The organism is Hymenobacter sp. PAMC 26628 (assembly GCF_001562275.1).
Classification (GTDB): Bacteria; Bacteroidota; Bacteroidia; order Cytophagales; family Hymenobacteraceae; genus Hymenobacter.
In genome coordinates, this window is the sequence record NZ_CP014304.1 from 2088972 (window position 1) to 2105929 (window position 16958).

A 16958-nucleotide genomic window follows, 5' to 3' on the forward strand; every position below is an offset into this window, starting at 1 on the left:
GGCAGGGATGGTTTCACGTGCTTTAGCTGCGTCAGTCCTTCACATCCGATGAATAATACCGGCGCGGAAATCCGTGCTCGCCACTATACTGCTGCTGGAAGAAGGCAAAAACATAGTGAAAGCAAACAATACTCAAGACCAACCATAAACCTGGAAGAGCTTGACGCCAGCGTGTTTGCTTCGCCGTGAAGGCTGCTAAGCGGTAAACTGTCCACGTTAGCGCAGTCCAGAAAAAAAGAATCACAAAGGCGAGAAACGGATTCATCCCTGTTATCAAACTGGCATAAATACCCAATACACTGAACAGCCACGAGGCGACCAGCAGTAGCATGTTTAAGGTATTAAGGCGCATCACCGCAGCTGCTCCTTCAGCAGCTCCATTTCCACTTGCGGCGACACCTTTTCGTAGAGCACGCGGTAGGCGGCCGTGGTGATGGGCATGTGGACTTTGAGCTTGAGGTTGATTTCGTGGATGGACTTGACGGCGTAGTAGCCTTCGGCCACCATGTTCATCTCCAATTGCGCGGACTTGACGGAGTAGCCGCGGCCCACCATGCCGCCGAAGGTGCGGTTGCGCGAGAACTGCGAGTAGGCCGTCACCAGCAGGTCGCCGAGGTAGGCGGAGGCCGAGAGGTCACGCTGCAAGGGGCTGATGGCCTGCAGAAAGCGCCGGATTTCCTGCACCGCGTTGCTCACCAGCACGGCCAGGAAGTTGTCGCCGTAGCCCACGCCGTGGGCGATGCCGCCGGTGAGGGCAATGATGTTTTTCATCACGGCGCAGTACTCGATGCCGTCGAGGTCCAGGGCCGGGTGGGCGCGTACGTAGCGGTTGCGCAGCAGCTCGCAGAAGCCCTGGGCCAGCGCCGCGTCGGGCGAGCCGATGGTGAGGTAGCTCTGCTTTTCCAAGGCCACTTCCTCGGCGTGGCAGGGCCCCGCGATGACGCCCAGCTGGGTGCGCGGCAGCCGGAAGCGCTCAGCCACGTAGTCGGTCACGAGCTGGTTTTTGCCGGGAATCATGCCCTTGATGGCCGACACAACCCGCTTGTGCTTTAGCGCGTCGCGGTCGAGTTTGTCGAGCACGGGCTGCACGAAGGCGGCGGGCACGGCCAGCACCACCCAGTCGGCCTCCTCCACCACGTCGGCCAAGTCGGTGGCGGGGTACACCAGGTTCAGGTCGAACTGCACCGCCGAGAGGTAGCGCGGGTTGTGGCGGGTGCGCAGCAGGTGCTGCACGTCGTCTTTGGCGCGCAGCCACCAGTCGATACGGGCGCCGTTTTCGCTCAGAATTTTGGTGAGGGCAGTGGCCCAGGAGCCGCCGCCGAGCATGGCAATTTTTTCCAACGGGGGTGGGTGGGGAAAGAAGGATGGCTTTTTTAGTTGTTCGTTTTTAGTTGGCAGTTGTTCGTATTGCGGGGGCCCCAGCTGCCAGGGCCGGACAACTACATACGGCCAACTGACAACGGACAACTAAAAACGAACAACCAACTTATTTACGGCTTGGGCTCGGCCAGGGCTTCCTTGCTCAGGGTTTTGGCGTCTTTGATAACCACCCGGCCGCCGTCCTTCAGCTCCTTGGCCACGGCCCGGAAGGGCCCCGTAACGACGGGCGTACCGGCGGTTACGCCGCCCAGAATTTCGATGTTCTTGGAATCAGTGATGCCCGTTTTCACCGGCGTGAGCACCGCCCGGCCGTCCTTCACCACGAACACCACTTCCTGGATGGCGGGCTTGTCGGTGCTGGTTTTGGGGCCCACCAGGGTGGCGGTGCCGCCGGCCCGGCCCATGCCGGGGGGGCCGCCGCCGCCGGGGCCCCCGGCCGTGGCCACGGCCGAATCGGAGCGGGTCGTCACGGCGAATAGCGGCACGCTGAGCACGTGGGGCTTGCGCTCGGTGATGACGTCAACCGAGGCCGTCATGCCCGGGCGGAAGGGCACGATGGTCTGGCCCTTCACCACGCGCACGAGGTGGCGGTAGCTCTCGGGCAGCAGCCGGATGCGCACCTCAAATTCGGTCACGGCCTCGGCCGTCAGCGCATCCTTGGCCGTGTTGGCGATGTTGGTGACGATGCCGCGGAACTTCTCGTTGCGGCTGGCGTAGGCGTCCACCTCCACCTCGGCCGAGTCGCCCAGGTTCACGTTGGTCACCTCGTTCTCGTTCACGCTCACGCGCACCTCCATGTTGTTGAGGTTGGCGATGCGCATAATTTCGGTGCCCGCCATCTGGGTGGTGCCCACCACCCGCTCGCCTTTCTTCACGTTCAGCTTGCTCACCGTGCCGCTCACCGGGGCGTAGATGGTGGTCTTGTTCAGGTTCTTGCGCGCTTCCTCCAGCGAGGCCGAGGCGGCCGTAACGGTGCTTTGGGCGGCGCGGATGGACTGGCGGGCGGAGTTGATTTCCTCCTGCGAAGCGTTGTAGGCGGCCTGGCTGGCCTCGTAATCTGACTGCGAAATCACCTTTTGTTTGTAGAGCGAGGCATTGCGGCGGTACGTGAACTCAGTTTGCTTGGCGGTGGCCATTAGCTGTTGCAGGCGGGCGTCGGCCTGGCCCACGTTGGCGCGCTGGGTGCCCACCTGGGCGCTTTGCAAGTTCACCTGGGCTTGGTAGTTGTCGGGGCGAATGCGCAGCAGCAGCTGGCCCTTCTTTACGGAATCGCCCTCCTGCACGTACAGCGCAATGATTTCGCCCGACACGTCGGGCGAGATTTTCACCTCCGTTTCGGGCTGCACCTTGCCCGAGGCGCTCACCTTTTCGGTGATGTTGGCCGGGCCGGCGTTTTCCACGAGCACTTCGGTGCCCACAGGCTTGCCCACCCAGCCCTGCTTTTTGGCTACGGCGAAGCCCACAATCAGCACGACCACCAGGGCCAGCAACGAGTAGAGTAAACGGTTATTTTTCATTTAACAATTATCATTTGATATTTAACACTTCGCATTCAACCCCTAACATCCGCAACCGCTGCCACTGGCTTGGCCATTGCTAAATATTAATTGACAAATGTTAAATATCACAACGCGAGCGGCTTGCCTTGGTAAAAGTCGAGCACCTTGCGGCGGAAGATGAAGGTGTACTTGGCCTGTAGCTGGTTGGAAACGGCGAAGGTGAGGTTGTTTTTGGCAATGTTGAATTCGGTGCCGTTGAGCAGGCCGTTGTTGAAGCGGATTTCCGAATTGCGCTGGGTGAGCGTGAGGGCCGCCACCTGGCGCGTGGCGGCGGCGTATTGGAGCTGGGCGGCGCGGGCGTCGGCGTAGGCCTGCTCGATGCTCTGGCGCAGCGTGAGGCGGGCCTGCTCGGCGCGCACGGCGGCCGACTGCTCGTTGATGAGGGCCCGCTGCACACCCGTGCGCACCTGCAAGCCGTTCAGCACCGGAATTTGCAGGCCGAACTGGATGGCCTTGCCGTAGTTGTTGTTCAACTGATCGAAGAAGCGCGTCGGCAGCGTTTGGAAGTTGGGCTGCTTGCCGGTAACTACCTGAAAAGACGTAGGAACAAGCCCAAGGGGCGTATTTTGAAACACCGGAATCGATTGGGTGCTGGTGGAGTCGCCCGTGAAGATGCGCGTCGACTGCGACGAGGAGAAGACCGTGGACAGCGAGCCGCTGAGAAAAAGCCGGGGGTAGTACCCCCCCCGGGCAATGTCGGTGCTGCGGCGGGCGCTTTGCACGCGCAGGTCGGCCGCCCGGATTTCGGGCTTGCTCCCGGCGGCAATCTGGAACGTTTGGTTGAGGTCCACCACGTAGGGCGCCTCCTGATCGGGGTCGGGCAGCGCGGGCACTTCAATCGCAAAGCCTTGGGCCGTGGCCGGGTCGATGTTCATCAGCTGCAGCAGGGCCAGGCGGGCCAGGTCGGCCTGGTTTTGGGCCGTAATCACGTTCAGCTCGTCGGTGGCGAGTTGCGAGCGGCTGTCGAGCAGCGTGCTTTCGGGAATGCTGCCGGCCTTGAGCAGGATATTGGCGCGGTCAATCTGCGCCTGATCGCTGGCCACGCGCGTTTGGTTGGCGAGCACCAGCTCCTGGGCCAGCACCAGCTGCAAAAATTGCGAGGCCACGTTGAGGCTTAGGTCGTTGCGGGACTTTTCGGTATCCTGCAGGCTGGCCTCGTAGTCGAGCCCGTTGCGCTTGATGGTGTTGCGCAGCTGAAACCCCTGGAACAGCACCAGCTGTGCCTGCCCCGCGAAATTATTGGAGCGGGTGGTGGCGTTTTGGAACTGCGAGGTCACCGGGTTCACGTAGGTGCCGTAGTTCCAGCCTTGGGTGGCATTCAGGTTGACGGTCGGCAGCAGGGCGGCTTTGCTCTGGCGCAGCACCTGGCCGTTGCCCTGGGCCTGGAGCTGGTTGAGGCGCACGGTCAGGTTGTGCGCCAGGGCGTAGTCCACGGCGGCTTGCAGCGTCCAGGGCCCGGTGGGCACCGGCGCGGCTGGGGTTCCCGTGCCCAAGGCCGGCGGGGCAACGGGCGTTTGGGCCCGTGCCGGCCCGGCCGGCAGCAGCGCCACGCCCAGCAGCGCCAGTAGGCCCGGTACCCAACGGGGCCCCGGGAGCGGATGTGTAGTTTTCATTGCAAACGGTACTAAAGCTGGTCGGTGGAGAATAACCCGCAACGGGCCGGTAATCGAAACCCAGGGAGAACGTATTACCGGGACGAATGCTTGAATAACTTATCTACTTGTAATTCAGCAGAGTATATAAACAGTGCGGAGCACCCGCGTTGGCTATTCCAGCGTGGGGATATAAGTGATGTGCTGCACCCAGCCCAAGGCCCGCAAGTAGGCCAGGGTCAGGTCTTTCACCGGGCTGTCCATCTCGATGAACTGGCGGGCGGCGTCGTTTTTGCCCTTGCGGCTCACAAACATGGTGGCGATGTTGCACTCGTCGTGCGCAATCACCGACGCAATAAAGGCGATGGAGCCCGGCTCGTCGCGGGCGTCGACGATGAGCGTATGCAGGGCCCCGGAGAAGTCGGCCGGGAAGCCGTCGACCTCCACGATGCGGACCACGCCGCCCCCGCGGCTCTGGCCCACCACCTCCACCCGGCGGCCGGTGGCCCCGTCGAGCAGGTTGAGCTTGATGGTGTTGGGGTGCATGGTGGAGGCGTTGCCCACGCTCTGGAACGTGTAGTGCAGGCCGGCTTCGGCGGCGTGGTCGAAGGCCGTGCGGATGCGCACGTCGTCGGGCGGGTAGCCCAGCAGCCCGGCCACAATGGCGCGGTCGGAGCCGTGGCCCTCGTAGGTGCGGGCAAACGAGTTGTAGAACGTGACCACCGCCTCGGTGGGCACGGCCCCCAGGATGCGGATGGCGGCCCGCGCGATGCGCACGACCCCGGCCGTGTGCGACGAGCTGGGCCCGATCATCACCGGCCCAATCATGTCGAAAATACTGGATTTCTCTGCCATAGCAACGCCAAAAGTAGGGCCCAGCGGCCGGACGGGCACCGGGTCATTTGATGCTCCGCGTATATATAGCAAATACCGGATGTAATCGGCGCGGCTACGGCGGGTCGGCCGGCCGCCGGGCGCGGGGTATTTTTGGGGCCCCTTTCTCCCTTGCCATGGCCACCGACCCGCTTGCTTCCGACGAATTTTCGCCCGCCGTGCTGGCCCAGCTGCGCCGCTTGCAAAGCAAGTACGCCGCCGACGGCCAGGACCTGGCCGCCTACCTCGAAGGCCTGTACCGCGCCGATTACGTCAACTACTGGGACTACATCGAGCTCGACACCCTGCTCTCGCTCCAGCGCCCGCTCACGAAGCTGCCCGACGAGCGCATCTTCATCATGTACCACCAAATCACGGAGCTGTACTTCAAGCTCTGCCTCTGCGAGTACGAGCAGCTGGGGGCCCTGGCCGCGCCCACGCTGGGCGAAGTGGTGCTGCGCGTGGGCCGCATCAACCGCTACTTTGAGAACCTAATCGACTCGTTCGACGTGATGGTGGACGGCATGGACAAGCCGCAGTTCCTGGCGTTCCGCATGGCCCTGCTGCCGGCCTCGGGCTTCCAGAGCGTGCAGTACCGCCTGATCGAAATCGCCAGCACGGCCCTCGAAAACCTCACCGACGAGGAGCAGCGCCTGGCCTTGGGCCAAAGCCCCGACCACCAGCAACTCTTCGGCTGCATCTACTGGAAAGCCGGCGCCACGGTGGAAGAAACCGGCGCCAAGGCCCTGACGCTGGTGGAGTTCGAGCGCAAGTACACGGCCCAGCTCGTGGCCCACGCCCAGGCCTACGAGCAGCGCAACGTGTGGGCCGTGGTGCAGCGCCTGCCCGCCGCCGAGCAGCGCCACCCGCGCCTGGTGCGGGCCCTGCGCCAGCTCGACGTGAGCGTGAACGTGAACTGGCCCCTGATGCACTTCAAGTCGGCGGTGCGCTACCTCCAGCGCGACCCCACCGACGTAGCCGCCACCGGCGGCACCAACTGGCGTAGCTACCTGCCACCCAAGTTCCAGCGCCGCATTTTCTACCCCGCCCTCTGGAGCACCCAGGAGCTGGAAGACTGGGGCAAAGGCTGGGTGGAAACCGCGCTGGCGGAAACGAACGAGTAAATTTGCCAGAGCAAAACAAATAAAACGCTGAGACTCGTGGAGCGCTGCCAATTAAAACCGCGCCCGCTTTACCTTCTGCTATACACGGCTTTCGCTCCCCCAGCACACCGCCCAAACCCTTACGGTTGTTTTTCGTTAGCCGGTTTGCACGGATTTTGCTACCCACGCGTTGGCGCTCCGTGCTGCTTTATTAATCCACTATTCACAAATATTGTCTGTAGTCCTCATGAAACCCTCATACGTATTATTGCTAGGTCTGCTTGCCCTCGCTTCCTGTTCAAAATCGTCAACCGATAACAATCCTTACAGGGTAGACCCGACTTGGTACCCCAGTCCCTCCACCCGGCTCCAACTGGTTGTACCGTCCAAATACGGCCCATCGCAGGATTCGGTGGCGGTCATTTTTCGCAACCCCGACGTGGGCAAAACACAGTACCATTTCCAGATACGGCGCTACACTGGGGCAACCTACGTGCAGATTGCTGATGCCCAAACGCGGCTGTTAAAACCTAGCGAAACCCAACAAGTTAATTACTCTACCTTGCCCACTGGACAATTCGTTTACGGGAAAGATGCTATTCACGTAGTACTCACTAACTCGGACACCCAGGAGTTTTACGGGGATTTTCTACTCACTAATTAATCCGGCACGAATCAGGACTACGCTGAAACTGTAGCCGCGACCGGTATATTCTGTTCTCTTATAGCCGATGAATGTACGGTTTGCCATTACAATTGGGTGGCTGCTGCTCAGCGGGTGTGCCAAGTCAAAAACCGACCTGGACGCCCGCCAGGCCGGTGCCGATGACGGGTGGCATAGCCCAACAACACGCCTGCACTTGGTTGTCCCTTCTAAGTACGGCCCCGCCCAGGACCTGGTAGCCATCGTGTTTCATAACCCGGACACCATGAAAGTGCGTTACCGGTTTCAAATCAGGCGCTACACGGGGGCCCGTTACGTGCTAATCGCCAATGATCACACGACCTTACTTCCTCCCCACGGGGCGCAGCAGATTAATTATTCTACCTTGCCTACGGGGCGCTATGATTACAAGAAAGATGCTTTGCGGGTGCTATTAACCAACGAAGACACGCACCAGAATTACGGGGAGTTTTTACTTACCCAGTGAATTAAGAGATTATGCTAAACTACCTTATTCTGTTCAGGTAGCTCAGTCACTGTTTGGCACCCAAAACTGTTCTCCCCAGCCTGTGCCGGCACAGGCTGGGGAGAACAGTTTTGGGTGCACAGGGCGTTAACCTTGCAGCGGCGCAAACGTCACCAGGCTATTTTTTTATATATAGTTATTACTTCGTTTTTCGTTATGCGAATAAATTTTACCCTTAGGGCCCGATTCCTCCTCGCTTTGGCAGCGGCCGGGCAACTGGCCGGCTGCAAAAAAAGCGACGACGCCTGCGCTGAAACCGAGTTTTTTGCCGCTGTCGTTACGGCTCCTACCACTGGCACGGCCAAGGTGGGCGTGCCGTTCGAAATCAAGACCATGGTGGACCTGGGTACGCCCAGTTGCATCGAGTTGCGGCAATTTCAGGAGACGCCAGCGGGCACGGGCAGTACCACACTGTTTGTGCGGCCGGTGGGCTACTACGCCAAGTGCGCCTGCACCGGCGAAACGGCCGCGCCCCGGGCCCTTTCGTACTACTTCACGGCCAAGCAGGCCGGCAAGTATCTGGTGCAATTCACGCGCACCACCGACGGTACCCTGTTCCTGACCGACACGGTGACCGTGAAATAGCTTCGCCGAAGTCCCAAAAAAAGCGCCGACCCACTGCGGGCCGGCGCTTTTTTCTTGCGTCAAAAAGAACGCCCGGGGCCCTATTTTACGGTGAAGTCCACCTCAGTTGTGTCCCACTTCATGGCCACTTTGCCGGCTTTGTCGACCGTGATGTCAAACACCTCGACCGGGGCAGCGAGCTTCTTGGCCGGCACGGTTACGCGCAGTGCGTCGTCGGCGTCCTTGTACTTGAAGGCGCCCCACTGGTTGGGCACTTTGTTGAAAATGACCGTCCAGGTGGTGGCGGTGGGAATGGTGAAGAGGCCGTACTTGCCAGCGGGCAGCGTTTTGCCCTCAATTTTCACCGGCTTGTCCACCGTGAAGGTGGTGGCCTCGTTGGCGCCCGTGCGCCACACCTTGCCGTATGGCTCCAGCTCCCCGAACGCCTTGCGGCCCTTCAGTGAGGGGCGGCTGTAGTCGATGGTGACGGTGGTGCCGTTCACGACGGCCGTAGCGGTGGCCGGCGGGCTGGGGCGCTTGGACTTATCCTCCGGCGGCTTGGCGTCCTGGGCCTGGGCGGCGGCCACAACGAAGAGCAGGGCCCCCAGGGTCGGCGCGAAAAAACGGGTTTGCATAAAACGAACAAAAAAGTAGGTGGAACGAATAGGGCCCCAAGGTACGGGCGCGGGCGCGGGTTTGAAACCGGCCGCGCCCGGGGCCCCAACTTCCGCCGCGGGTGCCGACCTTTGCGCCTGCATTCACCCGTTAGAAGGATAACCACCTTCCGCCCCGCCCCGTGAAACAAGAACTGGAAATATTGCTGCCGCCCGAGGTGGCCTTTGATGAATTTGCCCGCTACGAAGCTATTCTGCGCCAAGCCGGCCTGCGGCCCGGCGAGGCCGATTTCGTGCACCTGCTGCGCCGCTCCATCGACGCGCGCGGCCGGCAGCCGCTGGTGCGCCTGCGGGCCGAAGTGTACACCGGGGCCCCGCCGCGCGAGTTGTTCGGGCCCTGGTTTCAGTACCCGGGCGTGGCCGGCGCCCGGCGCACGGTGCTGATTGTGGGGGCCGGGCCGGCGGGGCTGTTTGCCGCCCTGCGCTGCATCGAGCTGGGCCTGCGGCCCATCGTGCTGGAGCGCGGCAAGGACGTGCGCGCCCGCCGCCGTGACCTGGCGGCCATCAACAAGGAGCAGACCGTGGACTCCGACTCGAACTACTGCTTCGGCGAGGGCGGTGCGGGCACGTATTCCGACGGCAAGCTCTACACCCGCGCCACCAAGCGCGGCGACGTGGGCCGCGTGCTGCGCCGCCTGGTGCAGCACGGCGCCACGCCCGATATCCTGGTCGATGCCCACCCCCACATCGGTACCAACAAGCTGCCCGACGTAGTGCGGGCCCTGCGCGAGGCCATTACCGAAGCCGGCGGCGAGGTGCGCTTTGGGGCCCGGGTGACGGATTTTATCTTGGAAAACAACCAGCTGCGCGGCGTGGTGCTGGCCGATGGCGCAGCCCTGACCGCCGACGCCACGGTGCTGGCCACCGGCCACTCGGCCCGCGACATCTACGAGCTGCTGCACCAGCGCGGGGTGCTCATCGAGGCCAAGCCGTTTGCCCTGGGCGTGCGCGTGGAGCACCCGCAGGAGCTGATTGACCGCGCCCAGTACCGCCGGCCCGAGCGCGGGCTGCTGCCGGCCGCCTCCTACGCCCTGGTGCAGCAAACCGAGGTGCAGGGGCGCCAGCGGGGCGTGTTTTCGTTTTGCATGTGCCCGGGCGGCTTCATTGTGCCCGCGGCCACGGCCCCCGGCGAGGTGGTGGTGAACGGCATGAGCCCCAGCCGCCGCGACTCGCGCTTCGCCAACTCGGGCATCGTGGCGGCCGTGGAGCTGGAGGACCTTGACGTAACCCAGCACGGGGCCCTGGCCGGCCTGCGCTTCCAGCAGGCGCTGGAGCAGCGCGCCTGCCAGGCGGCCGGCGGCACCCAGCGGGCCCCCGCCCAACTGCTCGGCGATTTCCTAAAGAAAAAACCTTCCGCCCAGCTGCTCGAAACTTCGTACCAGCCCGGCCTGGTAGCGGTGCGCATGGACGACGTGCTGGGGCCCCAGCTGGCCGAGCGCCTGCGCCAGGGCTTCGCCAGCTTCGGCCGCAAAATACCCGGCTACGCCACCAACGCCGCCCAAATCGTGGGCGTGGAAAGCCGCACCTCGGCCCCGGTGCGCATCCCGCGCGACCAGCACACCTTGCAGCACCCGGTGGTGCAGGGCCTGTTTCCGTGCGGCGAGGGCGCGGGCTACGCCGGCGGCATCGTGAGCGCCGCCATGGACGGCGAGCGGGTGGCCGAGGCCATTGCTGCCCAATGGTAGGCGCGGCCCCGCGGCCGGGGCCCCAAGGGAAACCCCTAGGGTCCCCGGCCGCGGGGCCCTATTTCTCCGCTTTTTCGTAGGCGCGCCAGTCCAGTTCGCCGCTGTCTTTCTTGCGCAGGAACACGGTTTGGTCGTCGCGCTCCATCTTGCCGAAGGTCAGGTCGCCGCGGCAGCTTAAGCACTTTACCGAGGTGTACTTGAACTTGCCCTGGGCCACGCGGCTCGTCAGGTCGAGGTTGTCGGAGCCGCACAGGCCGCAGGCGGCCACGTCGGGGAAGCTCAAGCGGTCGTACTCGGCCACGGTTTCGTGGAAGTTGCTGCCTTGCACCGTGAAGTGAAACTGGCGGCGCCCGATGCGCTTGGTAATCATCATTTGCAGCATAACGCGCAGAATTAGTAGTACGGTTTGCTAACCAGATTGCCCCGAATTTCGTGCGCGGGAACGCTAATTTAGCAGATTATTTTCATAATAATATTAGTAATGCAAAAATTAATGGCTAATTATTTTAGTAAAACAAGCCCCTATTGGCTTAGCCACTCCTCATTAAGCCCCCGGGGCCCAACGGCCCGCTACCCGCCGCGCGGCCCAGCTAATAACCAGCTAATAATTGGGTAGCCGGGAGCGGTTTTGCGTAGGAGTACTACCGGTAATCTTTCCTCCTACCCTTCCCCTTTTAGCATGAGCACTTCCCGCATTGAGCATGATTTCCTGGGCGAGCGCGCCCTCTCCGACGACGTGTACTACGGCATCCAGACGCTGCGGGCGCTGGAAAACTTCCGCATCACGGGCATTCCCATTCGCTCCGAGCCGCTGTTCGTGCAGGCGCTGGCCTACGTGAAAAAAGGCGCTGCGCTGGCCAACAAGGAGTTGGGCGTGCTGGACCCAGCCACTGCCGACGCTATTGTGGCGGCCTGCGACCGGGTGGCGGCGGGCGAGTTCGACGACCAGTTTCTGACCGACATGATTCAGGGCGGGGCGGGCACGTCGGTGAACATGAACGCCAACGAGGTGATTGCCAACGTGGCCCTGGAGGCGCTGGGCCACGCCAAGGGCGCGTACCAGTACTGCCACCCCAACAACCACGTGAACTGCTCGCAGAGCACCAACGACGCCTACCCCACCGCCTTCCGCATCGCCCTCAACAACAAGCTGGTGGGCTACCGCGAGGCCTTGGGGGCCCTGGCCGAGGCCTTCGCCGCCAAGGGCGCGGAGTTCCACAACGTGCTGAAAATGGGCCGCACCCAGCTGCAAGACGCCGTGCCGATGAGCATGGGCGACGAATTCCACGCCTTCGCCACCAACCTGCGCGAGGAGCTGCTGCGCATCGACGACTCGCGCCGGCTCATCTCGGAAATCAACATGGGGGCCACCGCCATCGGCACCGGCGTGAACACGCCGCCCGGCTACGCGGGCCTCGTCACGCAGCACCTGCGCGCCGTCACAGGCCTGGATTTGAGCTTGGCCGGCGACCTCATCGAGGCCACCTACGACACGGGGGCCTACGTGCAGCTCTCGGGCGTGCTCAAGCGCACGGCAGTGAAGCTCAGCAAGATTTGCAACGACTTGCGCCTGCTCAGCTCGGGGCCCCGGTGCGGCATCAACGAGATTAACCTGCCGGCCTTGCAGCCGGGCTCCAGCATCATGCCGGGCAAGGTGAACCCGGTGGTGCCCGAGGTGGTGAACCAAACGGCGTTTTACGTCATCGGCGCCGACCTCACGGTGACGATGGCCGCCGAGGCGGGCCAGCTGCAGCTCAACGTGATGGAGCCGGTCATTTCCTTCGCCCTGTTCACCGCCATTTCCTACCTCACCAACGCCTGCGACGCGCTGCGCGAGAAGTGCGTGGTGGGCATCACGGCCAACGCCGCGCACGCCGCGGCCCTGGTCCACAACAGCATTGGCATCGTCACGCAGCTCAACCCCGTGCTGGGCTACGAGGCCAGCGCCAGCATCGCCAAGGAGGCCCTGGCCACCGGCAAGTCGGTACACGACATTGCCGTGACCGAGCGCCAGCTGCTCACCCAGGCCAAGTGGGACGAGATTTTCACGTTCGAGAACCTGATCCGGCCCGTGTTTATGCAGTAGGTGGGGCCCCGGGCGAAGGGTTCTCCAGGTTGTAAACGTCCCGGATGCCCTTCAAAATGCCGTCAAAGTCGATGTTCAAATCGATGAGGGCCCCCGTGTGGAGGTCGAACACCCACCCGTGCACCACCGGGTACCCGTCGGCCAAGTAAGCCAGCTGCACCACGGCGGTTTTGATGACGTTGACGCACTGTTCGCGCACGTTCAGCTCCACCAGCCGGTTGTAGCGCTCCTGCGGGTCGGCAATGGCGCTCAGCTCCGGGGCGTGCTGCCGGTGCACGTCGCGGATGTTGCGCAGCCACGGGTTGAGGATGCCCAGGTCTTCCGGCACCATGGCCGCTTGCACGCCGCCGCAGTTGTAGTGCCCGCACACAATGATGTGCTTCACCCGCAACTGCTTGACCGCGTATTCGATGACGGACATCACGTTGAAGTCGATGTTGTTCACCAGGTTGGCGATGTTGCGGTGCACAAACACTTCGCCGGGGCCCACCCCCATGAGTTCTTCGGCCGTCACCCGGCTGTCGCTGCAGCCGATGTAGAGGTAATCCGGGGTTTGCGCTTTGGCTAATTCCGCGAAATAAGCTGGGTTACCGGCGGTTTTTTGCGCAATCCACTGGCGGTTGTTTTCGAAGAGCGTTTCGTAAGGAATCATGTCCAAAAGGGGTTAGAACCGATAAAATTGACGCAGCTACCGGCCCCGGCGTCGCCTGGCCGGCCTTAGCTTGGACTGCTTTCGGGGGCCAGTTTGCCATAGAAGTGCTCGTGCAGGCGCGCGGCCCCCAGGCGGCGGTGCTGCGCCTCCTGGGCGCGCAGCTCGACGCGGCGGATTTTGCCGCTGGTGGTTTTGGGCAGCTCGGGCACGAACTCCAGGATGCGCGGCATTTTGTAGGGGGCTAGGTGTTCGCGGCAAAAAGCGAACAGCTCGGCCGCCAGGGCCGGCGAGCCCTCCACGCCGGGGCGCAGAAGCAGAAATGCTTTGATTTCGTAGCCCTTGATGGCGTGCGGCGAGCCCACGGCCGCGGCTTCCACCACGGCCGGGTGCTCAACGAGGGCGCTTTCCACCTCGAAGGGCCCCACGCGGTAGTCGCTGGACTTGATGACGTCGTCGTCGCGGCCCACGAACCACACGTAGCCGTCGGCGTCACGGTAGGCCTTGTCGCCGGTGTAGTACAGGCCGTGGCGAAACACGGTGGCCGCCCGCTCGGGCTCGCCGAAATACTCCTTGAAGATGCCGTTGGGCCGTTCGGGGTGCATCCGCACGGCGATGTGGCCCTCGGCCAGCGCCGGTAATTCCACTCCTTCGTCGTTGGCCACCACCACGTCGTACAGGAACGAGGGCAGGCCCATTGAGCCCAGCCGCACCGTACTCCCGGGCAGGTTGTAGACCATGGCGGTACTCTCGGTTTGGCCGTAGCCGTCGCGCAGGAGCACGCCAGTGCCCCGTTGCCAGGCATCGATGACTTCGGGGTTAAGCGGTTCGCCCGCGCTCACGCACTCGCGGAAACCGAACGCGTACTGCGTCAGGTCTTCCAGAATCAGCAGGCGCAGCACCGTGGGCGGCGCGCAAAACGTGGTGGCGCCCTGCTGGGCCAGCACCCGCAGCAGGGCCCCGGCCGCAAACTTGCCGGCCGGCCGGTGCACCAGCAGCGTAGCCCCCACGCTCAGGGGCGCAAAAAAGCTGCTCCACGCAAACTTAGCCCACCCGGCCTGGGCCACGTTGCAGTGCACGTCGTCGGGCCGCAGGCCAATCCAGGCGGCCGTGCTCAGGTGGCCCACCGGGTACGAGAAGTGGGTGTGCACCACCACCTTGGGTAGGCCTGTGGTGCCCGAGGTGAAGAACATAAACAGCGGGTCGTCGGTGCGGGTGGCGGCGGCGGCGGCCTCCGCGGGCTGGTCGTCGGTGGCCCCGAAGCCCACCCAGCCGGGCCGCACCGCGGGGCCCACCAGCATTTTCAGTCCAATGCGCTGGCCCAGCAGTTGCTCGGCGCGGTCAATTTTTTCGGCGTTCTCGGCGTCGGCCACCACCACGGCGGGCAGCAGGTGGCCGAAGCGGTAGACCAGGTCGGGCACCGTGAGGAGGGTGGCCACCGGCACCAGCACCAGCCCGCCCTTGATGCCGGCCAGGTACGTGAGCCACAGCTCGGCCACCGCCGGCACCATCAGCAGCACGGCCTGGCCGGGGCCCACGCCCCCGGCGCGCCAGTGGTTGAGCAGCCGGTTGGCGCGGCCGCTCAGCTCGCCGTAGCTAAAGCTTTGGGCCGGGGCCCCCGCCTCGTCGCCCACCAGCACGAGGGCGGCCTTGCCGGGGTGGGCGGCCACGTGCAAACCTTCAAAAATCTCGGCGGTCCAGTTGAAAAACTCCGGCTTGGGCACCGGCCACTGGGCCAGCCCGGCGTAGGCACCGGCCCGGGCCAGGCGCTGGAAATGCTGAAAGTAATCTTGCATGGGGCGGGCGGAATGTGCTGCAAGCCGACAGTACGCACCACTCCGCGCCCACGATATTGGACTATGTTACTATTATTTAGTCCTATTCCCGTTCATCCTGCCCAGCTACTGCTGCACGAAGCGCACGGTTTGCTGTTGGCCACCGCCGCGCACCTCGCACAGGTACGTGCCCTTGGCCAAGGTCCCGGCGTCGAGGGCCACTTCCTGGGTTCCGGCGGGCGCCAGGGCCACGCGGCGCACCACGGCCCCGCGCGCGTCGATAATGCGCACCTCCAACGCCTTGTCCTGCATCTCTTTGGGCAGCACCAGCAGCAGCTGGCCGGTGTGCGTGGGGTTGGGGTAGAGCTGCACGCGGGCGGGCACGGGGCCCAGCGGCACGGGCGGCACCAAGGTAGCGGCGTAGGCATCGGCGGCCGCAAAATCGGGGATGCCGTAGCCGAGCACGTTGTCGGGGGCCCCGCTCTGCGAGGCCGTGCGCGTGAGGGCCAGGATGATTTGCTGGGCCGAGAGCCGCGGGTGGGCCTGCCAGAGGCCCGCCGCCAGCCCGGCCAACTCGGGGCAGGCATAGGAGGTGCCGTTGCCGCGCACCACGGCCCCGCTGGCCGTCACCACGGCGCTGGCCACGCCCATGGCCGCCAGCGTGGGCTTGATGCGCCCGTCGGCCGTGGGCCCGTACGAGCTGAAGCTGGCGTGGCGGCGCAGCGAGTCGACGGCCCCTACCGAGATGATGGAGTCAGCATCGGCCGGCACTGCCACGTAGCGCCAGCCGTTGGCGCCCTCGTTGCCGGCGGCGCTTACCACGAGCATGCCCGCCCGGGCGGCCAGCGCCGCGGCCCGCGACCCGAGGGCCGTGCGTCCGTCGAGGTCGGCGTAGGTGTGGGACTCAGCAGGCGGGTCGAAGGACGTGTAACCCAGCGACGAGCTGATGACGTCGACGCCCGCTGAATCGGCGTACTCGGCGGCGGCCAGCCAGTTGGCTTCCTCCACCGGCCGCTCCGAGCCCGTGTCTTCCGTAATGCACAGGTGGTAGGACGCGCGCGGCGCCGTACCCACGAACACGCCGGCCTGCTCGGCGCCCAGCAGCGACAAGCAGCTGGTGCCGTGGCTGCCGCGCAGGTACACCTGCCGGCCACCGTCCACAAAGTTGCGGGTGCCCAGCACGCGCTGCTCGGCAAAGAGCGGCTGGAATGGCCCCGCCGCGTTAACCCCCGGAAAGCCCGCGTCGAACACGGCAATCTGCATGCCCTCGCCCTTGTAGCCGGCGTCGTGCATCGCCACGGCCCCGATGAGCTGGTCCTGGGCGAAGGTGCGGCCGTAGTCGGGGCGGGTGCCCACCTCGTAGGTTTGCTGGCTGGTTTGGGCCGGGGCGGGGGCCCACACCGGAGCCGCCGGGCGGGGCCCTCGGCTGAGGGTGGTGGCCTGGCGCACGGCGGGCAGCGCCTGCACTTGCGCCAGCACTGCTGAGTCGCAGGCCACCAGCACGGCGTTCAGCCAGCGCGAGGGGTACACGATTTGGGCCCCGGGCACGGCCCGGACCTGGGCCAGGTAGGCGGGGCTCACGGGCAGGTCGCGGGCGGCCACGGCAATGCCCTGACGCTGCCGCCGCGCTACGGCGCGGGCGGACAAAAAGGCCTCGGGCTGGTCCACGCGGTAGGGCGTGCCGGCCTTGTCGCGGAAGTACACCAGGTGGCGGCGTACCGTGCCCTGGGCCCGGGCGGGGGCCGTTTCACCAATCAGCACCGCCGCTACCAGGGCCAGGGCCCGCACCCAATACACACGCATATACTTCACAGAATCAAGCAGAAAG

General features: G+C 64.1%; 15 protein-coding genes. 5 read left to right on the top strand and 10 right to left on the bottom strand.

Going from position 1 to position 16958, the window contains the following annotated elements:
* Positions 1-31 precede the first annotated feature (31 nt).
* The 5 genes from AXW84_RS09190 to sdaAB all read right to left on the bottom strand — a co-directional run bounded on the left by AXW84_RS09190 (position 32) and on the right by sdaAB (position 5386).
* A complete protein-coding gene (locus AXW84_RS09190) occupies positions 32-331 on the bottom strand; it encodes a hypothetical protein (protein WP_068231765.1) in 300 nt (99 codons plus the stop codon).
* Between the two features lie 20 nt (positions 332-351).
* On the bottom strand, positions 352-1341 hold the full coding sequence (locus tag AXW84_RS09195; protein ID WP_157886904.1) for an NAD(P)H-dependent glycerol-3-phosphate dehydrogenase: 990 nt from the start codon (positions 1339-1341) through the stop codon (positions 352-354).
* A gap of 149 nt (positions 1342-1490) precedes the next feature.
* Positions 1491-2897: an efflux RND transporter periplasmic adaptor subunit gene (locus tag AXW84_RS09200; RefSeq protein WP_068231768.1), complete on the bottom strand. Its 1407-nt coding sequence runs from the start codon at positions 2895-2897 to the stop codon at positions 1491-1493.
* A gap of 107 nt (positions 2898-3004) precedes the next feature.
* A complete protein-coding gene (locus AXW84_RS09205) occupies positions 3005-4552 on the bottom strand; it encodes a TolC family protein (RefSeq protein ID WP_068231772.1) in 1548 nt (515 codons plus the stop codon).
* A 153-nt stretch (positions 4553-4705) separates the two neighbouring features.
* Complete coding sequence (sdaAB, locus tag AXW84_RS09210) at positions 4706-5386, bottom strand: L-serine ammonia-lyase, iron-sulfur-dependent subunit beta (protein WP_068231774.1); 681 nt, start codon at positions 5384-5386, stop codon at positions 4706-4708.
* A gap of 155 nt (positions 5387-5541) precedes the next feature.
* Here sdaAB and AXW84_RS09215 point away from each other — a divergent pair, with 155 nt between their 5' ends.
* The 3 genes from AXW84_RS09215 (at position 5542) to AXW84_RS09230 (ending at position 8282) form a co-directional block, all read left to right on the top strand.
* Positions 5542-6528, top strand: coding sequence for a tryptophan 2,3-dioxygenase family protein (locus AXW84_RS09215; protein WP_068231777.1), 987 nt, complete (start codon positions 5542-5544; stop codon positions 6526-6528).
* A gap of 710 nt (positions 6529-7238) precedes the next feature.
* A complete protein-coding gene (locus AXW84_RS09225) occupies positions 7239-7658 on the top strand; it encodes a hypothetical protein (protein ID WP_068231780.1) in 420 nt (139 codons plus the stop codon).
* A gap of 195 nt (positions 7659-7853) precedes the next feature.
* Positions 7854-8282: a hypothetical protein gene (locus AXW84_RS09230; protein WP_157886905.1), complete on the top strand. Its 429-nt coding sequence runs from the start codon at positions 7854-7856 to the stop codon at positions 8280-8282.
* Between the two features lie 80 nt (positions 8283-8362).
* Here the strand turns inward: AXW84_RS09230 and AXW84_RS09235 are convergent, their stop codons facing one another.
* Positions 8363-8896, bottom strand: a complete 534-nt coding sequence (locus AXW84_RS09235; RefSeq protein WP_068231785.1) for a DUF2911 domain-containing protein — start codon at positions 8894-8896, stop codon at positions 8363-8365.
* Between the two features lie 161 nt (positions 8897-9057).
* Here AXW84_RS09235 and AXW84_RS09240 point away from each other — a divergent pair, with 161 nt between their 5' ends.
* Positions 9058-10620, top strand: a complete 1563-nt coding sequence (locus AXW84_RS09240; protein ID WP_068231788.1) for an NAD(P)/FAD-dependent oxidoreductase — start codon at positions 9058-9060, stop codon at positions 10618-10620.
* A 58-nt stretch (positions 10621-10678) separates the two neighbouring features.
* Here the strand turns inward: AXW84_RS09240 and AXW84_RS09245 are convergent, their stop codons facing one another.
* Entirely contained in the window at positions 10679-11002 is a 324-nt protein-coding gene (locus tag AXW84_RS09245; RefSeq protein WP_068231792.1) for a hypothetical protein, read from the bottom strand.
* A gap of 297 nt (positions 11003-11299) precedes the next feature.
* Between AXW84_RS09245 and aspA the strand changes: the two genes are divergently transcribed.
* The gene (gene aspA, locus AXW84_RS09250) at positions 11300-12706 is read left to right on the top strand and encodes an aspartate ammonia-lyase (RefSeq protein ID WP_068231795.1); all 1407 of its coding nucleotides are present in this window, start codon (positions 11300-11302) and stop codon (positions 12704-12706) included.
* Here aspA and AXW84_RS09255 read toward each other — a convergent pair.
* The 3 genes from AXW84_RS09255 to AXW84_RS09265 all read right to left on the bottom strand — a co-directional run bounded on the left by AXW84_RS09255 (position 12696) and on the right by AXW84_RS09265 (position 16933).
* Positions 12696-13358, bottom strand: coding sequence for a carbonic anhydrase (locus tag AXW84_RS09255; protein ID WP_068231798.1), 663 nt, complete (start codon positions 13356-13358; stop codon positions 12696-12698). The two genes, aspA and AXW84_RS09255, sit on opposite strands and share 11 nt — an antisense overlap.
* Before the next feature lie 65 nt (positions 13359-13423).
* The gene (locus AXW84_RS09260; protein WP_068231803.1) at positions 13424-15151 is read right to left on the bottom strand and encodes an acyl-CoA synthetase; all 1728 of its coding nucleotides are present in this window, start codon (positions 15149-15151) and stop codon (positions 13424-13426) included.
* 105 nt (positions 15152-15256) lie between these two features.
* Positions 15257-16933, bottom strand: coding sequence for a S8 family peptidase (locus AXW84_RS09265; RefSeq protein ID WP_068231806.1), 1677 nt, complete (start codon positions 16931-16933; stop codon positions 15257-15259).
* Between the last annotated feature and the right edge of the window lie 25 nt (positions 16934-16958).

What these genes read in the sequence shown, in the direction of transcription:
- AXW84_RS09190 (WP_068231765.1), bottom strand. Translation starts at nt 331, where the DNA reads ATGCTACTGCTGGTCGCCTCGTGGCTGTTCAGTGTATTGGGTATTTAT.
- AXW84_RS09200 (WP_068231768.1), bottom strand. Translation starts at nt 2,897, where the DNA reads ATGAAAAATAACCGTTTACTCTACTCGTTGCTGGCCCTGGTGGTCGTG.
- AXW84_RS09205 (WP_068231772.1), bottom strand. Translation starts at nt 4,552, where the DNA reads ATGAAAACTACACATCCGCTCCCGGGGCCCCGTTGGGTACCGGGCCTA.
- sdaAB (WP_068231774.1), bottom strand. Translation starts at nt 5,386, where the DNA reads ATGGCAGAGAAATCCAGTATTTTCGACATGATTGGGCCGGTGATGATC.
- AXW84_RS09215 (WP_068231777.1), top strand. Translation starts at nt 5,542, where the DNA reads ATGGCCACCGACCCGCTTGCTTCCGACGAATTTTCGCCCGCCGTGCTG.
- AXW84_RS09225 (WP_068231780.1), top strand. Translation starts at nt 7,239, where the DNA reads ATGAATGTACGGTTTGCCATTACAATTGGGTGGCTGCTGCTCAGCGGG.
- AXW84_RS09230 (WP_157886905.1), top strand. Translation starts at nt 7,854, where the DNA reads ATGCGAATAAATTTTACCCTTAGGGCCCGATTCCTCCTCGCTTTGGCA.
- AXW84_RS09235 (WP_068231785.1), bottom strand. Translation starts at nt 8,896, where the DNA reads ATGCAAACCCGTTTTTTCGCGCCGACCCTGGGGGCCCTGCTCTTCGTT.
- AXW84_RS09245 (WP_068231792.1), bottom strand. Translation starts at nt 11,002, where the DNA reads ATGCTGCAAATGATGATTACCAAGCGCATCGGGCGCCGCCAGTTTCAC.
- aspA (WP_068231795.1), top strand. Translation starts at nt 11,300, where the DNA reads ATGAGCACTTCCCGCATTGAGCATGATTTCCTGGGCGAGCGCGCCCTC.
- AXW84_RS09255 (WP_068231798.1), bottom strand. Translation starts at nt 13,358, where the DNA reads ATGATTCCTTACGAAACGCTCTTCGAAAACAACCGCCAGTGGATTGCG.
- AXW84_RS09260 (WP_068231803.1), bottom strand. Translation starts at nt 15,151, where the DNA reads ATGCAAGATTACTTTCAGCATTTCCAGCGCCTGGCCCGGGCCGGTGCC.
- AXW84_RS09265 (WP_068231806.1), bottom strand. Translation starts at nt 16,933, where the DNA reads ATGCGTGTGTATTGGGTGCGGGCCCTGGCCCTGGTAGCGGCGGTGCTG.